23 protein-coding genes are annotated in these 26450 nt (G+C 64.4%); 8 read left to right on the top strand and 15 right to left on the bottom strand.

From position 1 onward, the window contains the following. Positions 1-40: 40 nt before the first annotated feature. Positions 41-3022 carry a hypothetical protein gene (locus ACED18_RS08180; protein ID WP_377290753.1) on the bottom strand — a complete coding sequence of 994 codons (2982 nt, stop codon included), beginning with the start codon at positions 3020-3022 and terminating at the stop codon, positions 41-43. Positions 3023-3203: 181 nt separating this feature from the next. Then, complete coding sequence (locus tag ACED18_RS08185; protein WP_377290755.1) at positions 3204-4499, bottom strand: adenylosuccinate synthase; 1296 nt, start codon at positions 4497-4499, stop codon at positions 3204-3206. Positions 4500-4698: 199 nt separating this feature from the next. Here ACED18_RS08185 and ACED18_RS08190 point away from each other — a divergent pair, with 199 nt between their 5' ends. Next, on the top strand, positions 4699-5589 hold the full coding sequence (locus tag ACED18_RS08190; RefSeq protein ID WP_377290757.1) for a DMT family transporter: 891 nt from the start codon (positions 4699-4701) through the stop codon (positions 5587-5589). A 65-nt stretch (positions 5590-5654) separates the two neighbouring features. Here ACED18_RS08190 and serA read toward each other — a convergent pair whose 3' ends face one another. The 9 genes from serA to tolQ all read right to left on the bottom strand — a co-directional run bounded on the left by serA (position 5655) and on the right by tolQ (position 14732). Next, a complete protein-coding gene (gene serA / locus ACED18_RS08195; protein WP_377290759.1) occupies positions 5655-7250 on the bottom strand; it encodes a phosphoglycerate dehydrogenase in 1596 nt (531 codons plus the stop codon). An 84-nt stretch (positions 7251-7334) separates the two neighbouring features. After that, a complete protein-coding gene (locus tag ACED18_RS08200) occupies positions 7335-8513 on the bottom strand; it encodes a phosphoserine transaminase (RefSeq protein ID WP_377290761.1) in 1179 nt (392 codons plus the stop codon). Between the two features lie 188 nt (positions 8514-8701). Further along, a complete protein-coding gene (locus ACED18_RS08205) occupies positions 8702-9016 on the bottom strand; it encodes a HigA family addiction module antitoxin (RefSeq protein WP_377290763.1) in 315 nt (104 codons plus the stop codon). A gap of 52 nt (positions 9017-9068) precedes the next feature. Beyond that, positions 9069-9953, bottom strand: coding sequence for an outer membrane protein (locus ACED18_RS08210; RefSeq protein ID WP_377290765.1), 885 nt, complete (start codon positions 9951-9953; stop codon positions 9069-9071). Between the two features lie 199 nt (positions 9954-10152). Next, complete coding sequence (gene pal, locus ACED18_RS08215) at positions 10153-10695, bottom strand: peptidoglycan-associated lipoprotein Pal (RefSeq protein WP_377290767.1); 543 nt, start codon at positions 10693-10695, stop codon at positions 10153-10155. Positions 10696-10937: 242 nt separating this feature from the next. Further along, positions 10938-12242 carry a Tol-Pal system beta propeller repeat protein TolB gene (gene tolB / locus ACED18_RS08220; RefSeq protein ID WP_377290769.1) on the bottom strand — a complete coding sequence of 435 codons (1305 nt, stop codon included), beginning with the start codon at positions 12240-12242 and terminating at the stop codon, positions 10938-10940. 142 nt (positions 12243-12384) lie between these two features. Next, positions 12385-13512 carry a hypothetical protein gene (locus tag ACED18_RS08225; RefSeq protein WP_377290771.1) on the bottom strand — a complete coding sequence of 376 codons (1128 nt, stop codon included), beginning with the start codon at positions 13510-13512 and terminating at the stop codon, positions 12385-12387. Positions 13513-13522: 10 nt separating this feature from the next. Continuing rightward, a complete protein-coding gene (gene tolR, locus ACED18_RS08230; protein WP_377290773.1) occupies positions 13523-13978 on the bottom strand; it encodes a protein TolR in 456 nt (151 codons plus the stop codon). Between the two features lie 37 nt (positions 13979-14015). Beyond that, on the bottom strand, positions 14016-14732 hold the full coding sequence (gene tolQ / locus ACED18_RS08235; protein ID WP_377290775.1) for a protein TolQ: 717 nt from the start codon (positions 14730-14732) through the stop codon (positions 14016-14018). 372 nt (positions 14733-15104) lie between these two features. Here tolQ and ACED18_RS08240 point away from each other — a divergent pair, with 372 nt between their 5' ends. The 7 genes from ACED18_RS08240 (at position 15105) to ftsH (ending at position 23414) form a co-directional block, all read left to right on the top strand. Next, positions 15105-15374: a hypothetical protein gene (locus ACED18_RS08240; protein WP_377290777.1), complete on the top strand. Its 270-nt coding sequence runs from the start codon at positions 15105-15107 to the stop codon at positions 15372-15374. A gap of 258 nt (positions 15375-15632) precedes the next feature. Then, entirely contained in the window at positions 15633-16985 is a 1353-nt protein-coding gene (gene glmM, locus ACED18_RS08245; protein WP_377290778.1) for a phosphoglucosamine mutase, read from the top strand. A 228-nt stretch (positions 16986-17213) separates the two neighbouring features. Next, positions 17214-17597 carry a hypothetical protein gene (locus ACED18_RS08250; RefSeq protein WP_377290780.1) on the top strand — a complete coding sequence of 128 codons (384 nt, stop codon included), beginning with the start codon at positions 17214-17216 and terminating at the stop codon, positions 17595-17597. A gap of 247 nt (positions 17598-17844) precedes the next feature. Next, on the top strand, positions 17845-18696 hold the full coding sequence (locus tag ACED18_RS08255) for an outer membrane protein (RefSeq protein WP_377290782.1): 852 nt from the start codon (positions 17845-17847) through the stop codon (positions 18694-18696). A gap of 226 nt (positions 18697-18922) precedes the next feature. After that, the gene (ybgF, locus tag ACED18_RS08260) at positions 18923-19918 is read left to right on the top strand and encodes a tol-pal system protein YbgF (protein WP_377290784.1); all 996 of its coding nucleotides are present in this window, start codon (positions 18923-18925) and stop codon (positions 19916-19918) included. Continuing rightward, positions 19908-21365, top strand: a complete 1458-nt coding sequence (tilS, locus tag ACED18_RS08265) for a tRNA lysidine(34) synthetase TilS (protein WP_377290786.1) — start codon at positions 19908-19910, stop codon at positions 21363-21365. The genes ybgF and tilS overlap by 11 nt, the downstream gene beginning before the upstream one ends. Before the next feature lie 117 nt (positions 21366-21482). After that, positions 21483-23414: an ATP-dependent zinc metalloprotease FtsH gene (ftsH, locus tag ACED18_RS08270; protein WP_377290789.1), complete on the top strand. Its 1932-nt coding sequence runs from the start codon at positions 21483-21485 to the stop codon at positions 23412-23414. Positions 23415-23489: 75 nt separating this feature from the next. Here the strand turns inward: ftsH and ybgC are convergent, their stop codons facing one another. Genes ybgC through ruvB form a run of 4 tightly spaced genes read right to left on the bottom strand, consistent with a single transcriptional unit; the run spans position 23490 to position 26439 of the window. After that, the gene (gene ybgC, locus ACED18_RS08275; RefSeq protein WP_377290791.1) at positions 23490-23930 is read right to left on the bottom strand and encodes a tol-pal system-associated acyl-CoA thioesterase; all 441 of its coding nucleotides are present in this window, start codon (positions 23928-23930) and stop codon (positions 23490-23492) included. Positions 23931-23941: 11 nt separating this feature from the next. Then, the gene (locus tag ACED18_RS08280; protein WP_377290796.1) at positions 23942-24478 is read right to left on the bottom strand and encodes an NUDIX hydrolase; all 537 of its coding nucleotides are present in this window, start codon (positions 24476-24478) and stop codon (positions 23942-23944) included. A gap of 21 nt (positions 24479-24499) precedes the next feature. Then, positions 24500-25399, bottom strand: coding sequence for a metallophosphoesterase (locus ACED18_RS08285; protein ID WP_377290798.1), 900 nt, complete (start codon positions 25397-25399; stop codon positions 24500-24502). Continuing rightward, a complete protein-coding gene (gene ruvB / locus ACED18_RS08290) occupies positions 25399-26439 on the bottom strand; it encodes a Holliday junction branch migration DNA helicase RuvB (protein WP_377290800.1) in 1041 nt (346 codons plus the stop codon). Before ruvB ends, ACED18_RS08285 begins: the two co-directional genes overlap by 1 nt. Between the last annotated feature and the right edge of the window lie 11 nt (positions 26440-26450).

Raw genomic sequence — 26450 nt, forward strand, 5'->3', positions numbered from 1 at the left:
TCCGCTGCCGGAGGGCTTTTTGTTGCGGTCGATCGCGCGCTTACTGGCCGTTCGCCGGCGCAGCCGTCGGCAGCTTTGCCCAGGCCTGCAGGGCCGTGTTGAAGGCCTGCGTGCCGGTTTGGCCCTTTTCCAGCGTCAAGAGCGCCCGGCGGCCGTTGCGGTAGGTGATCGGGATGTCGATCCAAGAACGGCTTTCGAGCAGTTGCAGGTTGGTCGTCACCGCCTCCGGGAAGTCGTTGAGGGCGATCATGTAGAAATCATCGGTGATCTTGGCGGGAACCGCGATCAGCGCATCGCCGCGATCCTGTTCCGTGCGTTTCATGGCAACACGCTGCACGGCATCGATCGAGCCACCCTCGAAATTATCCGGCACCGAGAAGACGAACTCGATGACATGGCTTGCCGGCAGCGAGCTGTCGGCATTGCGCTTGATGGTCATCAACGCCGTCAGGCCGCGATCCGGCACGGTGATCTGCGCCTGAATGACCGGCTCCGGCTTGGCATCGCCACCCGGAGACTCTTCCTTCACGGACCAGGCGGCTGTCCCCGGAATGGCCGTCGGCGTGGTCTGGCCGAGGCGTTCTTCGTAGAGGAACATCTTTTCACCGGGCAGTGCGGCGACGGCTTGGCCTGCGGCCGGCGTGGTCTGAGCCGGGGTCGTGCCATTCTGGGCTGGCTGAGCCGGGTCAACCGGAGTTTGACCCGTCTGGGCCTGCGCCGTCTGGGTGGCGGCATCACCGGCAGCCGGAGCGGCATCGGTCTTCTCTGCGACCGACTTGCCTTCGCTCACGGAGGGATCGGCGCCAGCCAGCGCCGCCGGACCCGGATCGATCTCGCTGCCATCGGCCTGCAGCCGCTGGGTGAACTTTTGCGGACCCGGATCGACGGACGCGACCTCGGTCTGGCCTGCCGCCGTCTCCGGAACAGGGCCAGCACCCGGCTGACCGGAGCCCGTCGCCGACAGTTCACGCGAACCGGTCGTCGTGCCGTTTCCGGTGCTGTCGGATGGTGGGGCCGTCTGCGCCGTACCGCCATTCGCGGTGATGGATGCGATAAGGCCCGAGGCCCAGGCATTCACGGCCTGCTGGTGGGTGTAATAGGCATAGCCCCCGCCCCCGACAGCCGCGACGCCGACGAGCAGGAGGGCAACGAACGGGCCGACACGCCGCTTCGGCTTCACCCGGTAGGAAATCGGCCGGCCGGCGGGAATGACGGGATCGCGATCCGGCAGTGGCTCAGGTTCCGGTTCCCGCGCCTGCCCCTGCGCCGCACCGGCAACAGCGGCCGAAGCCACGCCCCCGGCGACGAGACCATCCACGCCGCGCGTATCCCAGTCGAAGGCCGGTTCGACAAGCTCGGGCGCGGCAGGCGCGACCTTCTCGCTCGGCCAGTTCCAGTCGGCCAGTGAATCAGCCGGCATCGGATCGGTCAGTCCGGGATCCGTCAGGACGGGATCGGCGGGCATCGGATCGGCCGGCACGGAACTGACCGGAATGGGTTCGACCGATACCGGCTGTCCGGCGGGCGCGGCATAGGCACGCGGCGTCAGATCGAGCAGATCGTCCGGGTCGCCGGAAAGATCATGGCGATAGATGCTGGCTGTCCGCACTTCTTCGTAGGTATTTTGCGGCGAAGCGGGCGTTTCGACCGGCTCCTGTACCGGCGTCACGGTCCAGGCGGGAACGGCATCCCAGTTGGCCCTCGCTTCGGCAGGCACGCTCTCGGCCTCGGGCGCCACGGCCGGAACGGCCACAGGCTCGATCTCGGCGGGATCCGGCCAGAAACCCAGCGGCGCCGCTTCGGCGACATCGCCCGCATGCTCGGCCTCGCGGGGCCAGTCCTCGACTTCTTCATCCGCCGATCGCGTCTCAAGGGCAGTCGGCACCGCCGGCGTCACGGATGCGACGTGGGACAGCGCGGCATCTTCAAAAAGCGCAGAATCGTGCGGCAAAGGCTCGACGTCGCGGGACGCGGCATCGATCGGCTCGTCGGCGGCAAACGGCTGTGTGGCAGCGCTGAAGAAGGCGTCGAGATCGTCACGCACGGCAGGCGCATCCGCCACGACAGGTTCATCCGCCACAGAAGGCGCAGCTTCGATCTCTGCCGTCTCGGCGTGACCATGCTGCGGCTCCAGGAAGCTGGCCTCAGCCTTGCCCTCTTCCTCCCAGGACGCCACGTCAGAGGCGACAGGAGCAACAGCCTCGCTGCCTGCCTCTTCGGCAGTCGTCTCGTGCTCGGCATCGACATCATCGGCCGTGGTGGCAGTTGCCTGCACATCAGCATCCGCGCCGGCATAACCGGCCGGCTCGGTGTCTTCGACGAGATCCGACCGCGCAAAGCCGGACGCCGCGCCGCGGACCGTCTCGGGCGCGCTCGTCAGGACATCCGGAACATCGACGGGTTGAGGCTCGGGCGCGACGGCGACCGCGTCTTCGGCACCGTCATCATCCGACTGGACCGCCGCCGGAACAGGCTGGGCGGGTTGGGAAGACCACGGCGTGGCCGCCTCTGCCGCCCAGGCGTCGGGAGAGGCAGCAGGCTCATCTTCGGGCTCGGCAGGCGTCTCCGCGACAGGTGCCGGCACGGCAACAGGAGCCGGCTCGGCCGCGACGGAAGCAGGCTGCGCATCGGCAGAAACGGGTTCGGCAACGTCAGCGACAGGCGTCGGCGCAATGGCAGCTGGCTCGGGCTGCGGTACGACGGCAGCCGGCACGGCCCTCTCGACAGGTGCAGCAACAGGCGCTTCGACCGGGGCATCGGCTTCAGGGGCGCTGGTAGCGGCGACCGCGCTGTCGTCGAGCGCCGGCAAGGCCTCGGCGTGTTCGGCCTCCACGAGGACGATGGCCTGCTCCAGTTTGGCCATCTGGCGTCCGATCATGTCGTCGGACGGGCGCGGGTTCATGTTCTCCAGCTGACGCCGCACGGCGCCGCGCGCCTTGTCGTAGACCTTCGCGCGCATTTCCGGGACATTCTCAGAGAGGCCGTCCACGGTCCTGCGGATCACTGCGACGAAATCAGCCATAAGAACTTTCTCGAACTCGTATCTACACGGACAGCGCCGTACATCGACAATGACGTGCGGCGCTGAACAATGTCTTCAGATCTGGACCAGAAATTTGACGAGAGAACGGGCGTTTCTCGCAAATTCCGGCCCCAATAGGTCGTGCCCCATGCTGCAGGCAGGCCCTGCAGCACGATCAAGCTTAGTCCTCAAACGGATCGGTCACAAGTATCGTGTCGTCGCGCTCCGGGCTGGTGGAAAGCAACGCCACCGGCGCGCCGATCAGCTCCTCGACCTGGCGCACATATTTGATGGCCTGCGCCGGCAGATCCGCCCAGCTGCGCGCACCGACCGTCGATTCCTTCCAGCCTTCGAGCGTGATGTAGATCGGCTCGACACGGGCCTGCTGCGACTGGCTGGCCGGCAGATAGTCGATCTCGACACCATCGAGCTTGTAGCCGACGCAGATCTTCAGCTCGTCGAGACCGTCGAGAACATCGAGCTTGGTCAGCGCAATCCCGGTAATGCCATTGGTGGCAACCGACTGGCGCACCAGCGCGGCATCGAACCAGCCGCAGCGGCGCGGACGGCCGGTGTTGACGCCCACTTCCCGGCCGACGGTGGAAAGATGCTTGCCGATCTCGTCGTCGAGCTCGCAGGGGAACGGGCCTTCGCCCACGCGGGTCGTGTAGGCCTTGGTGATCCCCAGCACATAGTCGATCGCCGTCGGGCCGAGGCCGGAGCCGGCTGCGGCCTGGCCGGCCACCGTGTTGGACGAGGTGACGAAAGGATAGGTGCCATGGTCGTTGTCGAGCAGCGAGCCCTGCGCGCCTTCGAAAAGGATGCGCGCACCGGCGCGACGCTTCTTGTCCAGGAGATCCCAGACCCGGTCGATATAGGGCAGGATGTGCCCGGCAACCGAGGTCAGCTCTTCCTCAATCGACTCCACGGTGATTTCCGCAAGACCCATGCCGCGGCGCAGCGCATTGTGGTGCGTCAGCAGGCGCTCGATCTTGGGCCGCAGCGTTGCAGGCTCGGCAAGATCGACAACACGGATGGCGCGACGGCCGACCTTGTCCTCATAGGCCGGGCCGATGCCGCGGCGCGTGGTGCCGATCTTCGTGCCGTTCGCCGAAGCGGCATCCTCGCGCAGCGCATCGAGATCGCGGTGCAGCGACAGGATGAGCGGTGCATTGTCGGCGATGCGCAGCACCTCGGGCGTGACATCCACGCCCTGGGCGCGCAGCTTCTCGACTTCGCCGACGAAATGGTGCGGATCGACCACGACGCCATTGCCGATGACGCTCAGCTTGCCGCGCACCAGGCCGGACGGCAGCAGCGCCAGCTTGTAGCTGACCCCGTTGATGACGAGCGTATGGCCGGCATTGTGACCGCCCTGATAGCGGACGATGACCTCAGCCCGCTCCGAAAGCCAGTCGACAATCTTACCCTTGCCCTCGTCTCCCCACTGGGAGCCGACCACCACGACATTCGCCATAACAATCCGATCCTGAACGATGCACCAGCACACCTCGGCTGGCTCAAACCCGCGCATCTATACTGTGTTGTCCGCGCGAATGCGACCCCGATCTGAGCAGCGAAAAGGCTTTTTGCATGGCGTTCCGCACCCCGAGCGCCTATCACGGGAGCCTGCGAAGCCTGCTTCGCACCCTGTCATTGCATGAAAGCCGATTGCCGTGAACATCAAGGCCTATCTCTTCCTCACCATCGCAACGCTGTTCTGGGGCGGCAATGCCGTGGCGGGCAAGATGGCCGTCGGCCACGTGAGCCCGTTGCTCCTCACCTCCCTGCGCTGGGCGGTCGCGCTGGCCATTATTCTCGCCGTCATGCTGCCGCAGATCCGGCGCGACTGGCCGCAGGTGCGCGCTCACTGGAAGCTGCTGATGGGCCTCGGCGTCGTCGGCTTCACGCTCTTCAACGTGCTGCTCTACACCGCGCTGAATTTCACGACCGCCATCAACGTCTCGATCGAGCAGGCCGGCATTCCTGTCGTCATCTTCCTCTTCAATTTCTTGCTGTTTCGCATCAAGGCGAGCCCGGCCCAGATCCTCGGCTTCACCGTGACCCTGGTCGGGATCATCACCACCGCCACCCACGGGAACATCACCGCCATCGGCAGCCTCAGCCTGAATTTCGGCGACCTTCTGATGCTGGGAGCGGTGCTCTCCTACGCCGTCTATACGATCATGCTGCGCTGGAAGCCGCCGGTGCACTGGCAGACGCTGATCGCCGCCTCCGCCTTCGGTGCGCTGGTCAGCGCGCTGCCCATGCTGGCCTGGGAAATCGCCAGCGGCCGGACGCTTGCGCCCGATGCCACGGGCTGGGCTGTCATCCTCTACACCGCCATCTTCCCCTCGCTCGCCTCGCAGGTGCTCTATGTGCGCGGCGTGGAACTGATCGGCGCCAACCGCGCCGGCCTCTTCATCAACGCCATCCCGATTTTCGGCACGCTTCTGTCGCTGCTCTTCCTCGGCGAGGCCCTGCAGACCTTCCACATCGTTGCCCTCCTGCTCGTGCTGGCCGGCATCGCCATTGCCGAGCGCGGCGCAACGAAGAAGCTCGCCTGAGGCGGAAACGAAAAAGGCCGCCCGCGGCATGCCGGGGCGGCCTCATGCATTCTCTCTTGCTGTGATCAGTCGACGTTGAAGACCAGCGGCTTGACCTGGCGGATCGCCGGGTTCGCGGTGAGCTTGCTCACCACGTCGGCATTCAGCGGACCATCGACATAAAGCAGCGCGATGGCATCGCCACCCTGCTTGTCTCGGCCGAGCTGGAAGTTGGCGATGTTGACGCCGGCAGCGCCGAGTGTCGTGCCGATAAAGCCGATCATGCCGGGAACGTCGGTGTTGGAGATGTAGACCATGTGGTTGCCCACGTCGGCATCGAGATTGATGCCCTTGATCTGGATGAAGCGCGGCTTGCCATCGGAGAACACCGTGCCAGCGATGGCGCGGGTCTGCGTGTCCGTCTTCACCGTCAGGCGGATATAGCCATCGAAGACGCCCGACTTGTCGCGCTTGACCTCGGAGAGGATGATCCCCTTCTCCTTGATCATCACGGGTGCCGAAACCATGTTGACATCGGCCACCTGCGAGCGGATCAGGCCGGCGAGCACGGCGCTCGTCAGCGCCTTCGTGTTCATAGAGGCCGTCGAGCCATCATAAAGAATCTCGATTTCCTTGATGGCGTTTTCCGTGACCTGACCGACGAAGGCGCCGAGAACATCGGCAAGCCGGATGAAGGGCTTCAGGATCGGGGCTTCCTCGGCCGTGATCGAGGGCATGTTGATGGCGTTGGAAACGGCACCCTTGACCAGATAGTCCGACATCTGCTCGGCCACCTGAAGGGCGACGTTTTCCTGCGCTTCCGTGGTGGAGGCGCCGAGATGCGGCGTGCAGACGACGTTCGGCAGGCCGAAGAGCGGGCTTTCGGTGGCGGGCTCGACCTCGAACACGTCGAAGCCGGCGCCGGCGACATGGCCGGACTTGATGAACTCGGCAAGTGCCGCCTCATCCACCAGACCGCCACGGGCGCAGTTGATGATGCGCACGCCGGGCTTTGTCTTGGCGAGCGCCTCGCGGTTGAGGATGCCGCGCGTCTTGTCGGTCATCGGAACATGAAGCGTGATGAAATCGGCCTGGGCCAGCAGTTCGTCCAACTCGACCTTGGTGACGCCCATTTCTTGGGCACGCTCGGCCGAAAGGAAGGGATCATAGGCAATCACATGCATGCCGAGGCCGATCGCCTTCTTGCAGACGATGCCGCCGATATTGCCGGCACCGATGACGCCGAGCGTCTTGCCGGTGATTTCGACACCCATGAACTTCGACTTTTCCCACTTGCCGGCCTGCGTGGAGGCATCGGCAGCGGGCAGCTGGCGGGCAACGGCAAACATCAGCGCGATAGCGTGTTCGGCGGTCGTGATGGAGTTGCCGAAGGGCGTGTTCATGACGATGATGCCGCGGCGCGAGGCGGCCGGAATATCGACATTATCGACGCCGATGCCGGCGCGGCCGATGACCTTGAGATTGGTCGCAGCCGCGATCAGCTTTTCGGTCGCCTTGGTGGCGGAGCGGATGGCAAGACCATCGTAATTGCCGATGATCTCGGCCAGCTTTTCCTTGTCCTTGCCGAGCTTCGGCTGGAAATCGACCTCGACGCCACGGTCGCGGAAGATCTGGACGGCGGTTTCGGAAAGTTCGTCGGAAACGAGGACGCGCGGTGCCATGGAGGCCTCCTGGGTTAGAAGCGTTCTTCGGTAAAACGGAAAATGAGCGGAAGGGCTGCGCCGCTCAGGGCGCAGCCGGAAAGATCAGGCAGCCGCCTGGGACAGCGTCGCCTTCTGCGTGGCGAAGGCCCAGTCGAGCCAGGGGAGCAGGGCTTCGATGTCGGCCGTGTCGATCGTCGCACCCGTCCAGATGCGAAGACCGGACGGCGCATCGCGATAGGCGCCGATGTCATGGGCGACGCCGGCCTTTTCGAGCGCCGAGACGATACCCTTGGCAAAAGCGGCCTGTGCGTCGGCATCGAGCGCCTTGACGGCGGGATCGACGATCGTCAGGCATACAGACGTGTTGGAGCGCGTGGCCGGATCGACGGCGAGATTGGCAAGCCAGGTGGACTTGTCCGTGAAGCCGTTCAGCACCGCCGCATTGGCATCGGCCCGCGCCATCAGCGCCTTCAGGCCACCCAGCGACTTCGCCCACTTCAGCGCGTCAATGTAATCTTCCACGCAGAGCATGGAGGGCGTGTTGATGGTCTCGCCGACGAAGATGCCCTCGATCAGCTTGCCGCCCTTGGTCATGCGGAAGATCTTCGGCAGCGGCCAGGCAGGCGTATAGCTTTCAAGACGCTGAACGGCGCGCGGCGACAGGATGATGACGCCATGACCGCCCTCGCCGCCCAGCACCTTCTGCCAAGAGAAGGTAACGACATCGAGCTTGGCGAAGTCGAGGTTCTGCGCGAAGGCCGCAGAGGTCGCGTCGCAGATCGTCAGCCCCTCGCGGTCGGCGGGGATGAAATCGGCGTTCGGAACGCGAACACCTGAGGTCGTGCCGTTCCAGGTGAAGACCACGTCGCGATTGAAATCGATCGCGGAAAGGTCGGGCAGCTTGCCGTAATCGGCCGTCAGCTTGCGCACGTCAGGAAGCTTGAGTTCCTTGACGACATCGGAAACCCAGCCCGAACCGAAGCTTTCCCAGGCGACCATATCGACGCCGCGGGCGCCAAGCAGCGACCAGAGGGCCATTTCGACGGCGCCGGTGTCGGAGGCCGGAACGATGCCGATGCGGTAATCCGCCGGCACTTCCAGAACATCGCGGGTGAGATCGATGGCTTCCTTGAGCTTCGCCTTGCCGACCTTGGCGCGGTGCGAACGACCAAGCGGGGCATCACCGAGCGCATCGAGCGACCAACCGGGACGCTTCGAGCAAGGGCCAGAAGAAAAATGGGTGTTGTTCGGACGTACGTCCGGCTTTGCGAGATCCGCCATATGGCTATCCTTCCAGATAGAAAGCCTCTCGTTGGGGAGAGGTGTCCCGCCGCCGCTTGTAAGGGAGTGCGCATGAAAGCGCAAGAGGAAAAGCGAGAGAGTTCTGTGAAGTTTGCGTGTCGATACGCGACATGGAGAACGCGGAATGCGACGCATGCGTCGTATTTCACTTCCCTTTGATCAAAGCGTCACGCCGCGCGCGGCTGGATACGCGAAAGCGCCGGCGCGATCTGCCGGCGTCGTTCCATCAGGTCGAAATCCGCCTGCAACCCCAGAAACATGCCCTCGGAGACGCCGAAATAGCGTGCAAGTCTCAAGTCCATGTCGGCGGTGATGGCGCGCTTGCCAAGAACGATTTCGTTGATTCGTCGGGGCGGTACGTCGATCGCCCGCGCCAGCGCGTTCTGGCTGACGCCCATCGGCTTCAGGAAGTCTTCGAGGAGAATCTCACCGGGATGCGGGTTGGGAAGAAGCTCAGCCGTGGTAGTCGACGATTCCAACATGGGTCGGCCCTCCCTCGCGATACCCTATAACACTACACGTTATGCAGCGGCTCTACCACAAGCTCACCCGCACCCCTGCCCGGAACTCGTGCCGGCCGAAACCGTTGTCGCTGCCTTTTGCACCGCTGCCGCCGGCCGGTTCGCTGGCGCCGAAGCGGAAGGTGTCGCCGGAGGTGATCTGCTGGAAGCGGTAACCGAGGTCGAGCTTGATTCGATCCGTGATATCGTAGGAAAGGCCGGCCATGAGGGCATAGCTGAAGCGCCAGCTGTCGATGCTCGACAGGGTCTCACCGGAGGACAGGGGCACCGCGCAGGCGCCTGTCCCGGCAAGGCAGGTCGAGGATGCGGAGAACCCGCCGAAGTCGAGGCGCGTCACGCCGAGGCCTGCGCCCAGATAAGGCGTGAAGCCGGCAAGCGTTGCGAGATCGACATAGGCATTCGCCATGAGGCTCGTGCCTGTCACGTCACCCTTGAAGCTCTGGGCGCAGGCCGTGCCGGCCGCCTGGCCCGCGCAGGAGCTCGCCACCGTGGCGCTGCCGGAAAAATCGCTCGCGAATCGCTCGGCGGTCAGATCGACGCGAAACGTGTCGGTGATCTGCGCGCCGAGGCCGACGCCGCCGGAGCGGGCATGGCCGAATCGCTCGCTGTCGAAAGGCGTGGTGGAAAGAGCGCCGCCGGACGCGGTGCGCAGCGTCGGATCGCCCTCCCCCGTCCAGCCGGTGTAACCGAGATCACCGCGCAGATAGAGACCGGATGAGGGCGTGGAGCCGGTGATCGTCACCTCGGGCGCGTCTATCGTCACCTCGGGTGCATCGATCTGCACTTCCGGCGGATCCTGCTCCTGCGCCAGCGCAGCAGCGTCCCCAAGGGCTGCTCCAAGGACAAGGCTGCCAAGGCCAAGCGCGGTCGTCGCCGCCAGCGTCGCGATCAGGCGCATGGCCCGCTCTCCCATGTTGAAAATGCCCCCGCAGCATGCGCGTCGCGGCGCGGGGACCATGGGCGGACTATGCCAGCGGCCGGTTAAGCGGGCGTTAACCACGTCCGTTAAGATCGGCGAAAGATTTCGCAGGCGCAGACACGAAAAAGGGCGGCCCGCGAGGACCGCCCTTTCGTCAACCGGCCGGAAGGCTCGTCGATTACATGCCGGCGCCACCGAGAACGGTGACGGCGCGGCGGTTCTGCGACCAGCAGGAAATGTCGTCGCAGACGGCGACCGGCTTTTCCTTGCCGTAGGAGATGGTGCGCAGGCGGTTGCCGGGGATACCGCGCGAAACGAGGTAGTCCTTCGTGGCAGCCGCACGGCGGGCGCCGAGCGCGAGGTTGTATTCGCGCGTGCCGCGTTCGTCGGCATGGCCTTCGATGGTGATCGAATAGTTGCCGTAGCGCTGCAGCCACTGGGCCTGACGGTCGAGCGTCGCCTGTGCGTCAGCGCGGATCGACGAGCTGTCGGTGTCGAAGAAGATACGGTCGCCGACATTGACCGTGAAGTCCTGCTGCGAGCCCGGCGTGGCATTGGCGCCGTTGGCACCGTTCAGGCCGAGTTCCGAAGCATTGTTCGGCAGGTTGTTCTTCTTGGATGCGCAGCCGGCAAGGGCGATGCCCAGGACGAGTGCGATCACGGCGGGGTTGCGGGCGAGGGACTGCATGCGGCCAGCGGCCGGGGCTGCGATACGGCTCATGGCCGAACTCCTATGGACTGTCTTCATTCAGGGTTGCCAGACTGTAACCGGGACCGGTTAATCCGGTTTCAACGGTCATGGTTAATGTCTGGTTAAAAGAACATCAAAACGCGCTAGATCAGCACTTTGCGGCGAGAAAGCGGCGTGCTGCCACAATTAGGGAGACGCCGCAAACACGAACGGCGCCCGGAAGGCGCCGTTTGCATGTGGATTTTCGGCCACAGATGGGGCAAGCGCCCGCCCTATTCAAGCAGCGGCGACCAGGCCGGGTCAGAGGCGAAGCTCTTCGTGGGAATCATCTGTTCGTTATAGCCCGTCAGGTCGATCGAGTAGAGCTGCGGACCGCCGGCACCGGCAGCCTGGCGGAAGAACATCAGCACGCGGCCATTCGGCGCCCAGGTCGGACCTTCATTGTGGAAGCCCGTCGTCAGGATGCGCTCGCCCGAACCGTCCGGCTTCATCACGCCGATCGAGAACTTGCCGCCCGACTGCTTGGTGAAGGCGATGAGATCGCCGCGCGGCGACCAGACCGGCGTCGAATAGGCGCCGTCGCCGAACGAGATGCGCGTCTGGCCCGAGCCATCAGCCCCCATCACATAGAGCTGCTGGCGCCCGCCGCGGTCGCTTTCGAAGACGACGCGGTTGCCGTCCGGCGAATAGGAGGGCGAGGTGTCGATGGCCGCCGTGTTGGTCAGGCGCGTCGTGGTGCGCGAGCGCAGGTCCATCGTGTAGATGTTGGAGTTGCCGTCCTGCTGCAGGCTCATGATGACCTTCTGGCCGTCGGGCGAAAAGCGCGGCGAGAACGTCATGCCGGGGAAATTGCCGACCACTTCACGCTGCCCGGTTTCCAGCTGCAGCAGGTAGACGCGCGGCTGGTTGCCCTCAAACGACATGTAGGTGATTTCCTGCCGGTTCGGCGAGAAGCGCGGCGTCAGAACGATGTCGTTGGAATTGGTAAGCGCTCGCGCATTGAACCCGTCCTGGTCCATGATGGCGAGCTGGCGCTTGCGGGCCGTCTTCGGGCCGCTTTCGGCGACATAGACGACGCGGGTGTCGAAGTAGCCCTTTTCGCCGGTGATGCGCTCATAGATCGCGTCGGCGATGATGTGGGCCACGCGGCGCCAGTTTTCCGGCTGGGTGAAGAACTGCTGGCCGGTCATCTGCTGGCCGGCAAACGTATCCCACAGGCGGAACTCGGCGCGCAGGCGGCCGTCGCCTTCCTGCGTCACGCGGCCGGTCACCAGGGCCTGCGCGTTGATCACGCGCCAGTCCTCGAAGCGCGGCGCGGCATCGGGGTTCGACACCTTCTCGATGAAGGCGCCCTTGTTGATCGGCGCGAAGAGGCCGGACCGCTTCAGGTCCGCGGCGACCACTTCGGAAATCTTCTGGCCCAGTTCGCCCTGGAGGAAATCCGTGACGGCGATCGGCAGGGGCTCGACATTGCCCTTGTTGATGTTGATCTCCACGACCGCGTGCGCAGGCGAAGCGGCCAGCGGCACGATCGCCGCGAGCGCGATCAGGATGCGTGTGAACGTGCGTCTCAGCATGGTTTCAAGCCTTTCAGCCGGTTTCGGCATTGTCCTTCGAGCGCTGGGCAATCCGCCAAAGCCGGATCGGCACTCGAAAACTCTCTCTGTCTCGGACGCATTTCCGCACGCAGAACCGCTGCGCCCATTTGCTGGAAATGCTTTAAAGCATGGAGCTCGGGTCGAAATTCACGACAACCTCACTCCAGGAATCATATTTGTCGGCGGGCAGCCCCTTGAAGGGCGAGGATTTGAGCACCGCACGGCGCGCGCCGCCGGAAAGCGCCCGTCGCGCCGCATCGGTACCGCCCGTTGCCTCGACCTCGGGCTCGCCAATGATCGCGCCGGTCTCGTCGAGCCGCATCGTCACCTTGATGCGCACGTCGGTGGCATCCGCCATGCCGGGAATGATCGACCAGTTGTTCTGGATCTGGCCGCGCAGCGCGTCCATCTCGCTCATCGTCAGCGTATTGCCGCTCGTCGTCTTCTTGCCGCCAAGCGAGGCCTGTTCGGTGGCGCGCTTGGCGCCCCCGCCGGAGGGGTCCTGCTTATTGAGCAGCGCCGCGATCTCGTCGGCATTGAAGTCGCTTTCCTTGGCGGAGGCGGCCTTCTTCTGCTCTTTCTTTTTCTGCTCGCTCGTCTTCGTGTCCGCCTTGGCGGTCTCGGTCTCCGGCTTCTTCTCCACCGGCTTCTCGACGGGCTTTTCAGCCGTCTTTTCCGGCTTCGGCTCGACCTTCGGTTTCACCTGCGGCGTCGGCACGTTGTCGGGCAGCGCCTCGGCCTCCGGCGTCTCGGCAGGCTTTTCCTCAGCCGGCACGGGTTCCGGCTTGGTCTCGGGCTTCACCTCGGGCTTGCTTTCCGGCAGTGCCGCCACTTCCTGCGGCTTCGGCTCGGGGGCCGGCGCCTGCTCTTCGGTGGCCTTGATCTCTTCCTGAACCGGGTCAGGCGTCGGCGGTGCCTTTTCGGTCTTTTCCGGTGCTGCCGCGCTTTCCGTTTCCTTGGGCTTCACATTCGGCGTCGGCGTGTTCTTGAGATCGACGCTGTTCTCGCCGATGTTTTCGGCATTGTCGACCTTATCGGGACGCTTGGTGGGAACGGGAGACGACTTCTCCGCCTTCGGCGCCTTCTTGTCGCCCTGCTGGATCTGGGTGATCGATTCGACCGGCACGATGTCCACCGGCAGCGACTCGACATCCATCACCTCGAAAGGCTTCGGACTGCCGAGCGACACCAGCGCCCAGGTGAGAACCAGGGCGTGAAGCGCGGTGGATGTGATGAGGCTCGCCTTCATCGCCGGTCGATCACTTGTCCGTTTCCTGCAGCGTCACCAGGCCGAGGTTCTTGAAGCCGGCCGCCGAAATGCGCGCCATGACCTTCATCACGGTGCCGTAGTCGGCATTGGTGTCGCCGCGCACATAAATGCGCTCGTTGTAGCCGGTGGTGGCGATCGCCTCGAGCTTCGGGACGACCTCGTCGATGCCGATCGGCGTTTCCTGCAGGAAGATCTCGCCGTTCGGATTGACCGATACGGTGATCGGCTGCGTGTCGGAATTCAGCGCCTTTGCCTGGGTCTCCGGCAGGTCGATCGGCACGCCGACCGTCATCATCGGTGCGGCCACCATGAAGATGATGAGCAGCACCAGCATGACGTCCACGAAGGGCGTCACGTTGATTTCGCTCATCACGGCCTTGCCGCCGCGTCCGCCGCGCCGACGCCGGCCACCCGAACCCTTGGACCCGCCTACTGCCATACCCATCGCACGTCTCCTTCGTCGCCCGTTTCAAGCCGCGCGATCACTGCGCGGCCTGGCGGCTCTGCAGCTTCTCGTCGATCTGGCGGGACAGGATGGCGGAAAACTCGTCGGCAAAGCCCTCCATGCGAGCCGAAAGCTTGGCCGCATCGGCGGAGAACTTGTTGTAGGCGATAACGGCCGGAATAGCGGCCAGAAGGCCGATGGCGGTGGCGAGCAGCGCTTCGGCGATACCGGGGGCCACGACCGCGAGATTGGTGGACTTCGAACCGGCGATCGCCTGAAACGAGGTCATGATACCGACGACCGTGCCGAAGAGGCCGACGAAGGGGCCGGCCGACCCGATCGTGGCGAGCGAGCCGAGCCGCGCCTCGAAGCTTTCGGATTCCCGCGCCAGCGTCACGTCCATGGCGCGGTCAATACGCATCTGCAGGCCGATCGGCGAGCGGGCACCGCGTTCGAAGCTCTTCTTCCATTCGCGCATGGCGGACACGAAGATGGCGCCGAGACCCGAGGTCTGGCGGTCCGACAGCGTGCGATAAAGCTCTTCCAGCGACTGGCCCGACCAGAAGACCTGTTCGAAATTGTCGAACTGCCGGCGGGCCTTGTTGTAGGCGATGGTCTTGTCGACCACGATCGCCCATGTCCAGACCGAGGCTGCCAGCAGGCCGATCATCACCAGCTTGACCACGAAGCCCGCCTGCATGAACAGCGACCAGAGGGTCACGTCTGCCGTTGCGGCCAATCCTACCTGTTCCATCCTGTCAGTCCCCGAAATCGGAATGCCCGGCAAGAGCATCAGCCGCTCACCGCCGGGTGGCAAAAACTTGGGTTCGTACAAGAGGGTCCCGGCCGGTGCCGCTGATCGTCGAGGCAGGCGATCGTGAAGCGTCGTTAAGGGCCTTCTTGCCGTCAAATTTGGTCAAAGGATGACGTGCACTGCACAAAATCCTAACGATCGCAGTAAGACATCATTATCGTTAATAGAGGGTTACCGAAAAGACTTCACGCGCCTTGAAGAGCTTGCGCAAAGCCTGTTCCCCCGGAGACAGCGCGTGCCGGGCGAAAGCGCGATTGTCGGTCGCAACGGATGAGACGGTCTCATCCAGCATCCACCAAAGGAACAGACACCATGCGCAAGCTTCTTCTCTCCGCAACGATCGCTACCCTCGCTGCCCTCTCCTTTGCAGCGCCCTCCATGGCCGGCGGCTGGGACGATGGCTGTGACGACGACTACGTCAGCCACTATCGTCCGACCCACCATGCGAATTACGCGTGGAGCGCACCGCGCCACGACTACCAGAATGACTACCAGGACGAGCCGACCTGCTATGTGAAGGTGGTCAAGGACTGGGACAGCTACGGCGAAGTCATCGTCCGGAAGGTCCGCGTCTGCGAGTAAGGTCCGCGTGAAGCCAGTGTAAGGATGGCGACCCGGCGCGGATGCCGGGCCGCCATTCCCGTCTGCAGACAGGCTTGGTAACGGGATGTAATGAATTCTGATGGCAGCATGGATGCCGGCGTGACCCGTTTTGTGGCAGAACGGGTCCAGAATCACCGCTTGCAGCGCCAATGCGCGCCCTGCAGGCCGGCCCGGCTGGCATCGAGCATCCGCTCCATGAACGCTGCCGCCCCGGCCGGACAGCATGATGGAGACACTATGAAGCGCAAGTATTTCGGCACCGACGGCATTCGCGGCCAGTCCAACATGTTCCCGATGACGCCTGATCTCGCCATGCGGGTCGGCATTGCCGTCGGCACCATCTTCCGCCGCGGCGCCCACCGCCACCGCGTCGTCATCGGCAAGGACACGCGCCTGTCCGGCTACATGCTGGAAAACGCCATGGTCGCCGGCTTCACCGCCGCCGGTGTGGACGCCTTCGTTCTCGGCCCGATCCCCACGCCTGCCGTCGCCATGCTGACGCGTTCGCTGCGCGCCGATATCGGCGTGATGATATCGGCCTCGCACAATCCCTACCAGGACAACGGCATCAAGCTCTTCGGCCCCGACGGCTACAAGCTCTCCGACGAGATCGAGAGCCAGATCGAGGAACTGCTCGACCAGGACCTGTCGAACCAGCTGGCGCGCGCCGGCGACATCGGCCGCGCCAAGCGCATCGACGGCGTGCATGACCGCTATATCGAACATGCCAAGCGCACCCTGCCGCGCGACGTGACGCTGAAGGGCCTGCGCGTCGCCATCGATTGCGCCAACGGCGCCGCCTACAAGGTGGCCCCTGCGGCGCTGTGGGAACTCGGCGCGGATGTCGTCACCATCGGCGCGGAGCCGAACGGCAAGAACATCAACCTCGATTGCGGTTCGACCCATCCCGAGACGCTGTCGCGCAAGGTGCATGAAGTGCGCGCCGACATCGGCATCGCGCTCGATGGCGACGCCGACCGCGTGCAGCTCGTCGACGAGCGCGGCACCATCATCGACGGCGACCAGCTGATGGCCGTGATCGCCGATACCTGGGCCGCCGACGGCCTGCTGCGCGGCAAGGGCATCGTCGCCACCGTCATGTCGAACCTCGGCCTCGAACGCTACCTGAAGGGCCGCAAGCTCTCCCTGCAGCGTACAAAGGTCGGCGACCGCTACGTCGTCGAGCACATGCGCGAACACGACTTCAATGTCGGCGGCGAGCAATCCGGCCATATCGTGCTCTCCGACTTCGGCACGACCGGCGACGGCCTCGTGGCCGCCCTCCAGGTTCTGGCCGCCGTCAAGCGCTCCGGCAAGACGGTCAGCGAGGTCTGCCACCGTTTCGAGCCCGTGCCGCAGATCCTGAAGAACGTGCGCGTCATGACCGGCAAGCCGCTGGAAGACCCGCAGGTTCGCCAGGCCATCGCCGACGCGGAAGCGGCACTCGCCAAATCCGGCCGCCTCCTGATCCGTCCCTCGGGCACCGAACCGCTGATCCGCGTCATGGCGGAAGGCGACGACCGCGGCCAGATCGAACGGATCGTCGACGAACTCGTGAACGTCATCGGCAGCGCCCGCAGCGCGGCATAAGCCGGTTTCCATCAGATGAAATCAATCGGCCAGCATTCCGAAGGAACGCTGGAGCGCGATGGCGCGCGCTCCTTTGCAAGCAAAACATAAGCAAGAAATAGGTAATTGAATTAGCCCTTATATTGGCGCTAAATGAAAAACAAAACGCATCTTTCCAAAGAGAGTAAATCGCAATACCTTCCCTGCGGGAGAAATTTAATTTCAGTAACAATAATGGCGGAGGAAGCAATGAACACGTTTCTCAGGGCAGCGTTCGGCGTCTTGATTTTTTCGGCAGCGACAGCAACAGCCGCCGAAAAAGACATGACTAAAGTAGATTTTGAGAACCTTTTGAAGGACGGAAAGACACTTCAACTCGGAGGCAAAGGCATGGGCTACACAGGAAGCTTGGTGCTGACCTCCGACGGCAAAGCCTCCGGATCAGCGCTCCCCGATGGTGGGCAGAAGATCGATATCGTTGGTACATGGCGTATCAAGGACAATAAATTCTGCCGGACATGGGAAAAGCTCGACGGCGGAAAGGAGATTTGTGAGCGCTGGAGGCTTGTCGCTCCGAACAAGGTAGAAGTCTACCAGGGCAAAAAGAAGATGGGCGTCAATAGCTGGAATTAAACAGCAGACGAGGATTTTAATACACTGAAATTCAGAAGGTGCGTTTCGTTGCTGTTTAAGTCGTCCACCGCGGTCGGGGTAAACAAACTATGAAGTTTTACCGGCACTTGGGGGAGAAGGCGTAACGATTTGAAGGCTCGGTATTAACGTTAAGCGACGCTTAACCATTCTTCTTCATCATGTTCTCCAATTCCAGCGACAAGGCTTTCGCTCGTGGCCGCGTCGAGAGAGATATTGGAGTGAGACCATGAAGTACGGATTGATGGGTGTTGCTGTCCTTCTCGCCAGCAGCACCGTGGCCTTTGGCGCCGACCTTTATCAGCCCCCCGTTGAGCAGCCGATCGTCGATCAGCCGGTCGTTGCCCAGCCCGTCGCATCCGCGGGCGGCTGGTATCTGCGTGGTGACGTGGGCTATTCCTACACGAAGATGCGCGGCGCGCACTTCTTCCAGGGCTCGAACGGCAGCGTTGCAAACTTCGCCTCGGCCAAGGTCGACAACACCTGGACCGGCGGCATCGGCGTCGGCTACCAGGCCACCAGCTATCTGCGCGGCGACCTGACGCTCGACTACTTCGGCAAGTCCGACTTCCGCGGCTCGACCATCGGCAGCTGCGGCGTCTCGCTGAACTGCACCTCGCGTGACATCACCTCCTTCTCGGCGCTGAGCCTGATGGCCAACGCCTATGTCGATCTCGGCACCTACTATTCGATCACGCCCTATGTCGGTGGCGGTATCGGTGGCACGCGCGTGAAGTGGGACAAGCTGCGCAACACCAGCTGCGACAGCAGCAATCCGGCCAATTGCGACACGACCGTGGAGCATGGCGGCGGCGAGAACTGGCGCTTCACCTACGCCCTCATGGCCGGTGCTTCCGTCGACATCACCTGCGATCTCAAGGCCGACGTCGGCTATCGCTACCGCCGCGTTCTAGGCGGCAACATGTTCGGCTACGCCCAGAATGGCGGCCCGGGCTACGACAAGGGCTTCAACATGCATGAAGTCCGCGCCGGCCTGCGCTACTCCCTCGGTGGCTGCGCCGAGCAGGTCGCCTATGAGCCGCCGCCGGTTTCCTACGAACCGCCCCCGGTCTTCAAGTAAGCCGGGACGCGACGATGATGCTCTCGAAAGGCCGTCCCGTCATGGGGCGGCCTTTTGCGTCGGGATGTCCGTCGTGCAACGGATCGGCGAAAGGACTGTGCGATGCCTTAAGAATTCCCTATTTTTCCCTAAGCCTCCTGCCAATCCGATCGCATCCGTGCTTGGTTTGGCAACCGTTCCAACGACCGCCCGACCGGGCGGGAACCCACTCAGACAGGAAAACGAGATGAAGCAATTCGTCGTGGCAACGATGATCGCGCTTTCTGCCTGCTGCGCCTCGGCCGCATCCTCCATGGCCGGTCCGCTCAGCGCCTTCCAGGTTCCGGCCGTTTCCGGCCAGACCGAAGCCTACGGGCTGCCCGTCATCCGCGTGCAGACCGAAGCCGGCCGCGTCAGCCAGCTTGAGGAACAGATCCGTCAGCTGAACGGCCGCATCGAGGAAATGAGCTTCCAGCTCCTGCAGATGCAGGAACAGATCCGCAAGTTCCAGGAAGACAACGAGTTCCGCTTCCAGGATCTGGAAAAGGGCGCCGCCGGCCACAAGAAGCAGGGTGCCATCGAAACGCCGCCCTCCACAGAGCAGCAGGCCACCGTCACGCCCGGCGTGACGGATGGAGCCGCCTCCGCCGTCGATCCCTCGACGGCGGGCGCCGGCCAGCAGGCCACGACCGGCGCACCGCCGGAAACGCTCGGACAGATCATCTTCGACGAGAACGGCAATCCGGTCGCCGCCAATCAGGACCAGCAGGCCTCGAGCCTCCCGGGCGTCGCGACCGCCACGCCGCCGGCGACACAGGGCACGGCCACCCAGAGCAAGCCGCAGCAGAGCGCTTCCCTCGACAACCCCTCCGACCTCTACCAGGTCGCCTACGGCCATGTCCTGTCCGGCGATTACGCCCAGGCCGAGCAGGAATTCAGAGACTATCTCGACATCTTCCCGAAGGGCGAGAAGGCAGCTGACGCCAATTTCTGGATGGGCGAGGCGCAGTATTCGCAGGGCAAGTTCTCCGAATCCGCCAAGACCTTCCTCAACGCCCACCAGGCGTTCTCCGCCTCGCCGAAGGCACCCGAAATGCTTCTCAAGCTCGGCATGTCGCTCGCCCAGCTCGATAACAAGGAAACCGCCTGCGCAACGCTGCGCGAAGTCGGCAAGCGCTATCCGAATGCCTCCTCCGCCGTGAAGGCCAAGGTCAAGAGCGAGCAGGGCCGTCTTGCCTGCTGAGGCGGCACCGGCACAGTCCGCCACCGACCATGCCGAAGGCGCCGATCCGGCCGCCACGCAGACCGTCGCCGACCGAACAGGCGAGCCGGTCCATGACATTGCGGGGAAGGACACGCCAGCCAGGGCCAAGCCGGCCGCTGCCGGAGCCACCGTCGCGCTAAAGACGTGCTCGCCCGTCGAAACGGCGTACCGCTTCCTTGCCACCCTGACCCGGCCCGGTCCCCTTCTCGTCGCCGTTTCCGGCGGCAGCGATTCTCTCGCCCTTCTCCTCGCGCTTGATGCCGCCCGCCGCACCCTGCCGCCGGCAGAGGCGAACCACCCTCTCCTTGCCGTCACCATCGATCACGGTCTGCGCGCCGAAGCAGCCATCGAGGCCGCGGCCGTCGCGCAGCTCTGCGCCGCGCGCTCCATTCCCCACGAAACCCTTCGCTGGACCGGCGCCAAACCGCAGACAGGCCTGATGGCCGCCGCTCGCGAGGCGCGCTATCGCCTTCTGGCCGGTGCCGCCCGCCGCCACGGCGCCATCGCGATCCTCACGGCCCACACCTTGACGGATCAGGCCGAAACCCGCGCCATGCGGCAGAGCCGCTCCGGCGATATGGCCGATGACGGCATGGCTGACGCTGTGCTGCACACGCAAAGTGGCATCTGGATCATCCGGCCCTTCCTCGGCCTTGCCCGCGCAACGCTGCAAGCCTTCCTGCGGACCGAGGGCGAAGGATGGATCGACGATCCCTCCAACGCCGATCCGCGCTACGAACGCGCCCGTCTGCGCCTCTCCGGCGCTGTATCCGAAGAGAGCCCGACGACCGCCACGCGCGAGCGGGAAAGCAGGGAGGCCGCAGCGCTGCTTGCCGATCACCTGCATCTGCCCGTACCGCGAATCGCATGCCTGGCGCCCGCCTTCCTCGACGCGCTGGAACGGCCCGCCGCTCGCCGCGCGCTCTTCACCCTTACCCGCGTCATCGGTGGCCGCGTCCATGGTCCAGGCCGGGCCGCCGAAGACCGCATTCTCGCCTTTCTCGCCAACGGCAGCCTCGATCGCCGCAGCGCCGGTCGCGTGGTCTTCGATCGCCGCCGCGACGGCCTCTGGCTCTACCGCGAGGCACGCGGCCTGCCCGACCTTGCGCTGGCACCCCGCGACTGCGCCGTCTGGGACGGTCGCCTGCGCGTCGAAAACCGGCGCGAAACGCCCGTCCGCGTCACGGCCACCACGGATCTTTATGCCACCGAGGCGGGCCTCATCGGCGCGGGCATCCCCCGCGCCATCGCCAGACGCGCCGCGCCGGCAGAACCCGTTGACCTCTCCGACGCCAATGTCGGGCACGTTCCGGTGCTGGCTCCATGGGACACCTTTTTGCCGCGTTTCGACCTGACACTCGCAGACCTGCTGGCCAGGCGCGCCGGGCTTCCCGCCTTCCCGCCCTTGCCCGCCGCGACAAATTAACGGATTTGCTGGCATGGCGGGCGGTTTGCCTTGGCAAGCTGGCGACACGACCCTATGTTAGGGACAAGCGGAACGCGCCCTCTGCGCGTGTCCAGACATGAGGTTCCGGGGAGTTCGATGAACCCTAATTTCCGTAATTTCGCCCTTTGGGCGATCATAGCGCTCCTGCTGATCGCGCTGTTCAGCATGTTCCAGCAGCCGTCCGAGCGCAGCGCCTCGCGCGAGATCCCCTTCTCGCAGTTCCTGAAGGACGCCGATGCCAGCCGCATCAAGGATGTGGTCATCACCGGCAACCGGATCGTGGGCAGCTACGCGGAAAACGGCACGACCTTCCAGACCTACGCGCCGAGCGTCGATACCGCGCTCACCGAACGGCTCGAGGGCAAGGACGTGACGGTCACCGTCCGTCCGGAGACCGATGGCTCGTCGGGCTTCCTCTCCTACATCGGCACGCTGCTGCCCATGCTGCTCATCCTCGGCGTCTGGCTCTTTTTCATGCGCCAGATGCAGGGCGGCTCGCGCGGCGCCATGGGCTTCGGCAAGTCCAAGGCCAAGCTGCTCACGGAAGCCCATGGCCGCGTGACCTTTGACGATGTCGCCGGCGTGGACGAAGCCAAGCAGGATCTTGAGGAAATCGTCGAGTTCCTGCGCGACCCGCAGAAGTTCCAGCGCCTCGGCGGCCGCATCCCGCGCGGCGTGCTGCTCGTCGGCCCGCCCGGTACGGGTAAGACGCTGCTCGCCCGCTCCGTCGCCGGTGAAGCCAACGTGCCCTTCTTCACCATTTCCGGTTCCGACTTCGTGGAAATGTTCGTCGGCGTCGGCGCAAGCCGCGTCCGCGACATGTTCGAGCAGGCCAAGAAGAACGCGCCCTGCATCATCTTCATCGACGAAATCGACGCCGTCGGCCGCCATCGTGGCGCCGGTCTCGGCGGCGGCAATGACGAACGCGAACAGACACTCAACCAGTTGCTGGTCGAGATGGACGGCTTCGAGGCGAACGAGGGCATCATCCTCATCGCCGCCACCAACCGTCCCGACGTTCTCGACCCTGCCCTGCTGCGTCCCGGCCGCTTCGACCGCCAGGTCGTCGTGCCGAACCCGGATATCAACGGCCGCGAACGCATCCTCAAGGTTCACGTCCGTAACGTGCCGCTCGCCCCGAACGTCGATCTGAAGACGCTCGCCCGTGGTACGCCCGGCTTCTCCGGTGCCGACCTGATGAACCTCGTCAACGAATCCGCCCTGATGGCCGCGCGCCGCAACAAGCGCCTCGTGACCATGCAGGAATTCGAGGACGCCAAGGACAAGATCATGATGGGCGCGGAACGCCGCTCGTCGGGCATGACCGAGGCCGAGAAGAAGCTGACCGCCTACCACGAGGCCGGCCACGCCATCACCGCGCTTTACGTGCCCGCTGCCGACCCGCTGCACAAGGCAACGATCATTCCGCGCGGCCGTGCACTCGGCATGGTCATGCAGTTGCCGGAAGGCGACCGCTATTCCATGAGCTACAAGTGGATGGTCTCGCGCCTCGTCATCATGATGGGTGGCCGCGTTGCCGAAGAACTGACCTTCGGCAAGGAGAACATCACCTCCGGCGCCTCCTCCGACATCGAGCAGGCCACCAAGCTTGCCCGCGCCATGGTCACGCAGTGGGGCTTCTCCGACCAGCTCGGACAGGTCGCCTATGGCGAGAACCAGCAGGAAGTCTTCCTCGGCCATTCCGTCTCGCAGCAGAAGAACGTGTCTGAAGCGACGGCCCAGAAGATCGACAACGAGGTGCGCCGTCTGATCGATGAGGCCTATGCGGAGGCCCGCCGCATCCTCACCGAGAAGAACCACGAATTCGTGGCACTCGCCGAAGGCCTGCTCGAATACGAGACGCTGACCGGCGAGGAGATCAAGGCCCTGATCCGCGGCGACAAGCCGGCCCGCGACCTCGGCGACGACACGCCCCCGTCGCGCGGTTCCGCCGTGCCCTCTGCTGGCCAGAAGAAGGACAGCAAGGGCGAGGAGCCCGAAGGCGGCCTGGAGCCCCAGCCGCGCTGAGGCGTGAGCATACTGGACATGAAAAACGCGGCTCCCGGGCCGCGTTTTTCGTTTGTGCCGTGTGTTGTGCCCGCCTCACGCAGCGCCGGTAAACCGCGCGGCCAGCGGCTCCGGCAGCCGTCGCGGCCGGCCCTTGCCGTTGATGACGGCGATGATGACACGGGCGGCGATCAGCAGCGTCTCGTCCCGGCGAATGGTCTGGACGAGGATCATCTTTGCGCCGCCAGCCTTTTCCGTCCGCGTCTCGATTGTCAGGATATCGTCCATGCGTGCAGGCGCCTTGAAGTCGATCTCCATGCGGTGCACGACGAAGACGAGACCTTCCGTATCGCCCTCCACCGCCATCGCCGCCTGCTCGACGCCGAGAAGCCTCAGATAATCGGTCCGCGCCCGCTCCATGAAATGCAGGTAGCGGGCGTGGTAGACGACGCCGGAAAAATCCGTGTCCTCGTAATAGACCCGCTGCACCAGCCGGTGCCCCTCGCCCGTCAGCTCGCCGGAAAGCGCAATCTGCATGTCCGCCTCCCCTATGCCCGGCGCGCGGCGGCCAGTTCGGCCCGGTCGAGGTCGCCATCGTCAAAGACGAGATGTTCGGTCGCCTCCGGCAGGCTTTCGATCCGGTCCTTGAAGAAATAGGGCGGAATGTCGAGCGCCGTCAGGGCAGCGCGCGTCGCCGGCACCCATTTGAACTCCAGCTCGTTTCCGCCATCCTCCAGCCGATGGACGATCCCGCCCGCCGGATCGAAGGGAAACATCTGCGGAATGGTCATGCGATAATAAAAACCGAGCTCATGCCAGCGGCGCTTCTCGTAGTGGAAAAAGTTCTCAACCACGAACAGCAGCGTGCCGACCTCGACCTCCACGCCAAGCTCCTCGATCATTTCCCGCCGCAACGTGTCTGCGGAAGTCTCGCCGATTTCGGCGCGGCCGCCCGGAAAGGTCCAGAACGGCTCGTGCACGGCGCGATGCACCAGCACATGGCCCTCGCGAAACCCGAGTCCGGCAATACGATAGTTGAAACGCGACGGCTTGGCGTCGATGCGGATCATGCGGCGCTTGGCCATCAGCGGGCTCCTCTTCGAATGTCAGCCGAGTTCAACGATCACGATTTCCGGCGGCACGCCGAAGCGGATCGGCAAACCCGTGCACCCGAGCCCGCCCGAAACGACGAGATTGCGCCCTTCCTCCACGATGTGACCGTAGCGGTAGCGCCCGCCGAACTCGGAAGGCACCATCGGTGCCCGGCCGAACATCTGCACCTGCCCGCCATGCGTATGGCCGCTGAGCGTGATCGAAACACGGTCCGGCATGGTGGCGAATATATCGGGCTCATGCGCCATCATGATGATCGGCGCGTCATCGGTAATGCCAGCCATCGTCTTCGGAAGATCGGCGAGGCTGCGGGTCTCGTACGAGAAGTCGGCCTGCTGGCGGCGCAGAGCTCTCTGGTCCTCAAGCCCGGCGATCCAGAACGGGCGTCCGTCCTTCTCAAGTCGCCTGGCCTCGTTGGAATAGACCAGAAGGCCGCGTCGTCTGAGCATTCGATGCAGGAAGGTCTCCGGCAGTTGCTCGGCCTGCGCCGTGCCATCCTCCCACCAGTCATGGTTCCCCAACACGGCATGGACGCCGAGCGGGGCCGAAAGGCGCGACAGCGGCAGCAGCCATTCATCATGCGGGATCGCCCGACCGCCAAGGCTGATGCCTTTGACATAGTCCCCCAGGAGCACGATGATGTCACCGCCGAGCCCGTTGGCCTTCTCCACCAAAGCGCTGACCCTCTTTCCGTCCATCCAGGGCCAGCAGGCATGGATATCGGCCAGCGCCACGATCTTGAGCTTCAGGTCCGCTGGCCAGTTGGGCGGCGTGATCCGGTAGCTTGTGGTCAGAAGTCGCATCGGCTCGATGCCGACCGCATAGCTCGCCGTTGCAAAGCCGACGGCGCCGACGCCCGAGAGCAGGCCGAGGAAATGGCGGCGCGTGAGCATTACTCGTCCTCGGTGAACAGGCGGAACTGCGCAGCTTCCATGTCCTTTGGCGGCTGCAGGCCGAGATGCTTCCAGGCATTGGCCGTCAGCACGCGCCCGCGCGGCGTGCGCTGGATGAAGCCCTGCTGGATGAGATAGGGCTCGATAATGTCCTCGATTGCGTCGCGCGGCTCGGAAAGACCCGCCGCGATCGTCTCGATGCCAACGGGCCCGCCGCCGAAGTTGACCGCGATCATGTTGAGATAGCGCCGGTCGAGCTGGTCGAGGCCGAGACTGTCCACGTGCAGCCGCGTCAGCGCCTCGTCGGCGATCTCCTTCGTCACGGCTTCGGCCCGCGCCACTTCCGCAAAGTCGCGCACGCGCCGCAGCAGGCGGCCGGCGATGCGTGGTGTGCCGCGCGCACGCCGCGCGATCTCGCGCGCGCCGGCATCGGTCATGCCAAGCCCCATCAGCCGCGCACCGCGCCGGACGATCAGTTCCAGTTCCTCGACCGTGTAGAAATTCAGCCGCACCGGAATGCCGAAGCGGTCGCGCAGCGGCGTGGTCAGGAGCCCGAGGCGCGTGGTGGCGGCAACGAGGGTAAATTTCGACAGGTCGATCTTCACCGAGCGCGCCGCCGGCCCCTCGCCGATGATGAGGTCGAGCTGGAAATCCTCCATGGCCGGATAAAGGATTTCCTCCACCGCCGGATTGAGCCGGTGGATTTCGTCGATGAAGAGCACGTCGCGCTCCTCGAGATTGGTGAGAAGCGCCGCAAGGTCGCCGGCTTTCGCGATAACCGGACCGGAGGTGGAGCGGAAATTGACGCCGAGTTCCTTCGCCATGATCTGCGCCAGCGTGGTCTTCCCAAGGCCCGGCGGCCCGACGAAGAGCACGTGGTCCAGCGCCTCGCCGCGATTTTTCGCCGCCTCGATGAAGATCTTGAGGTTGGCGCGCGCCTCGGCCTGCCCGGTGAACTCGTCGAGCGTCTGCGGCCGCAACGCCGTATCCACATCCTCGCCGCGTTTGTCGGGCGCCACCAGCCGGGAAGCTTCACTCATGCAAACAGGTC

The sequence above is a fragment of the Rhizobium sp. SG2393 genome (assembly GCF_042610495.1).
In the GTDB taxonomy this organism is placed as follows: Bacteria; Pseudomonadota; Alphaproteobacteria; order Rhizobiales; family Rhizobiaceae; genus RU20A.

Coding starts and splice junctions, on each gene's coding strand:
- ACED18_RS08225 (WP_377290771.1), bottom strand. CDS start 13,512: ATGAAGGCGAGCCTCATCACATCCACCGCGCTTCACGCCCTGGTTCTC.
- ACED18_RS08180 (WP_377290753.1), bottom strand. CDS start 3,022: ATGGCTGATTTCGTCGCAGTGATCCGCAGGACCGTGGACGGCCTCTCT.
- ACED18_RS08240 (WP_377290777.1), top strand. CDS start 15,105: ATGCGCAAGCTTCTTCTCTCCGCAACGATCGCTACCCTCGCTGCCCTC.
- tolQ (WP_377290775.1), bottom strand. CDS start 14,732: ATGGAACAGGTAGGATTGGCCGCAACGGCAGACGTGACCCTCTGGTCG.
- ACED18_RS08255 (WP_377290782.1), top strand. CDS start 17,845: ATGAAGTACGGATTGATGGGTGTTGCTGTCCTTCTCGCCAGCAGCACC.
- tolR (WP_377290773.1), bottom strand. CDS start 13,978: ATGGGTATGGCAGTAGGCGGGTCCAAGGGTTCGGGTGGCCGGCGTCGG.
- ACED18_RS08185 (WP_377290755.1), bottom strand. CDS start 4,499: ATGGCGAATGTCGTGGTGGTCGGCTCCCAGTGGGGAGACGAGGGCAAG.
- glmM (WP_377290778.1), top strand. CDS start 15,633: ATGAAGCGCAAGTATTTCGGCACCGACGGCATTCGCGGCCAGTCCAAC.
- ACED18_RS08285 (WP_377290798.1), bottom strand. CDS start 25,399: ATGCTCACGCGCCGCCATTTCCTCGGCCTGCTCTCGGGCGTCGGCGCC.
- pal (WP_377290767.1), bottom strand. CDS start 10,695: ATGAGCCGTATCGCAGCCCCGGCCGCTGGCCGCATGCAGTCCCTCGCC.
- ruvB (WP_377290800.1), bottom strand. CDS start 26,439: ATGAGTGAAGCTTCCCGGCTGGTGGCGCCCGACAAACGCGGCGAGGAT.
- ybgF (WP_377290784.1), top strand. CDS start 18,923: ATGAAGCAATTCGTCGTGGCAACGATGATCGCGCTTTCTGCCTGCTGC.
- ACED18_RS08205 (WP_377290763.1), bottom strand. CDS start 9,016: ATGTTGGAATCGTCGACTACCACGGCTGAGCTTCTTCCCAACCCGCAT.
- ftsH (WP_377290789.1), top strand. CDS start 21,483: ATGAACCCTAATTTCCGTAATTTCGCCCTTTGGGCGATCATAGCGCTC.
- ybgC (WP_377290791.1), bottom strand. CDS start 23,930: ATGCAGATTGCGCTTTCCGGCGAGCTGACGGGCGAGGGGCACCGGCTG.
- ACED18_RS08210 (WP_377290765.1), bottom strand. CDS start 9,953: ATGCGCCTGATCGCGACGCTGGCGGCGACGACCGCGCTTGGCCTTGGC.
- ACED18_RS08200 (WP_377290761.1), bottom strand. CDS start 8,513: ATGGCGGATCTCGCAAAGCCGGACGTACGTCCGAACAACACCCATTTT.
- ACED18_RS08280 (WP_377290796.1), bottom strand. CDS start 24,478: ATGGCCAAGCGCCGCATGATCCGCATCGACGCCAAGCCGTCGCGTTTC.
- ACED18_RS08250 (WP_377290780.1), top strand. CDS start 17,214: ATGAACACGTTTCTCAGGGCAGCGTTCGGCGTCTTGATTTTTTCGGCA.
- tolB (WP_377290769.1), bottom strand. CDS start 12,242: ATGCTGAGACGCACGTTCACACGCATCCTGATCGCGCTCGCGGCGATC.
- serA (WP_377290759.1), bottom strand. CDS start 7,250: ATGGCACCGCGCGTCCTCGTTTCCGACGAACTTTCCGAAACCGCCGTC.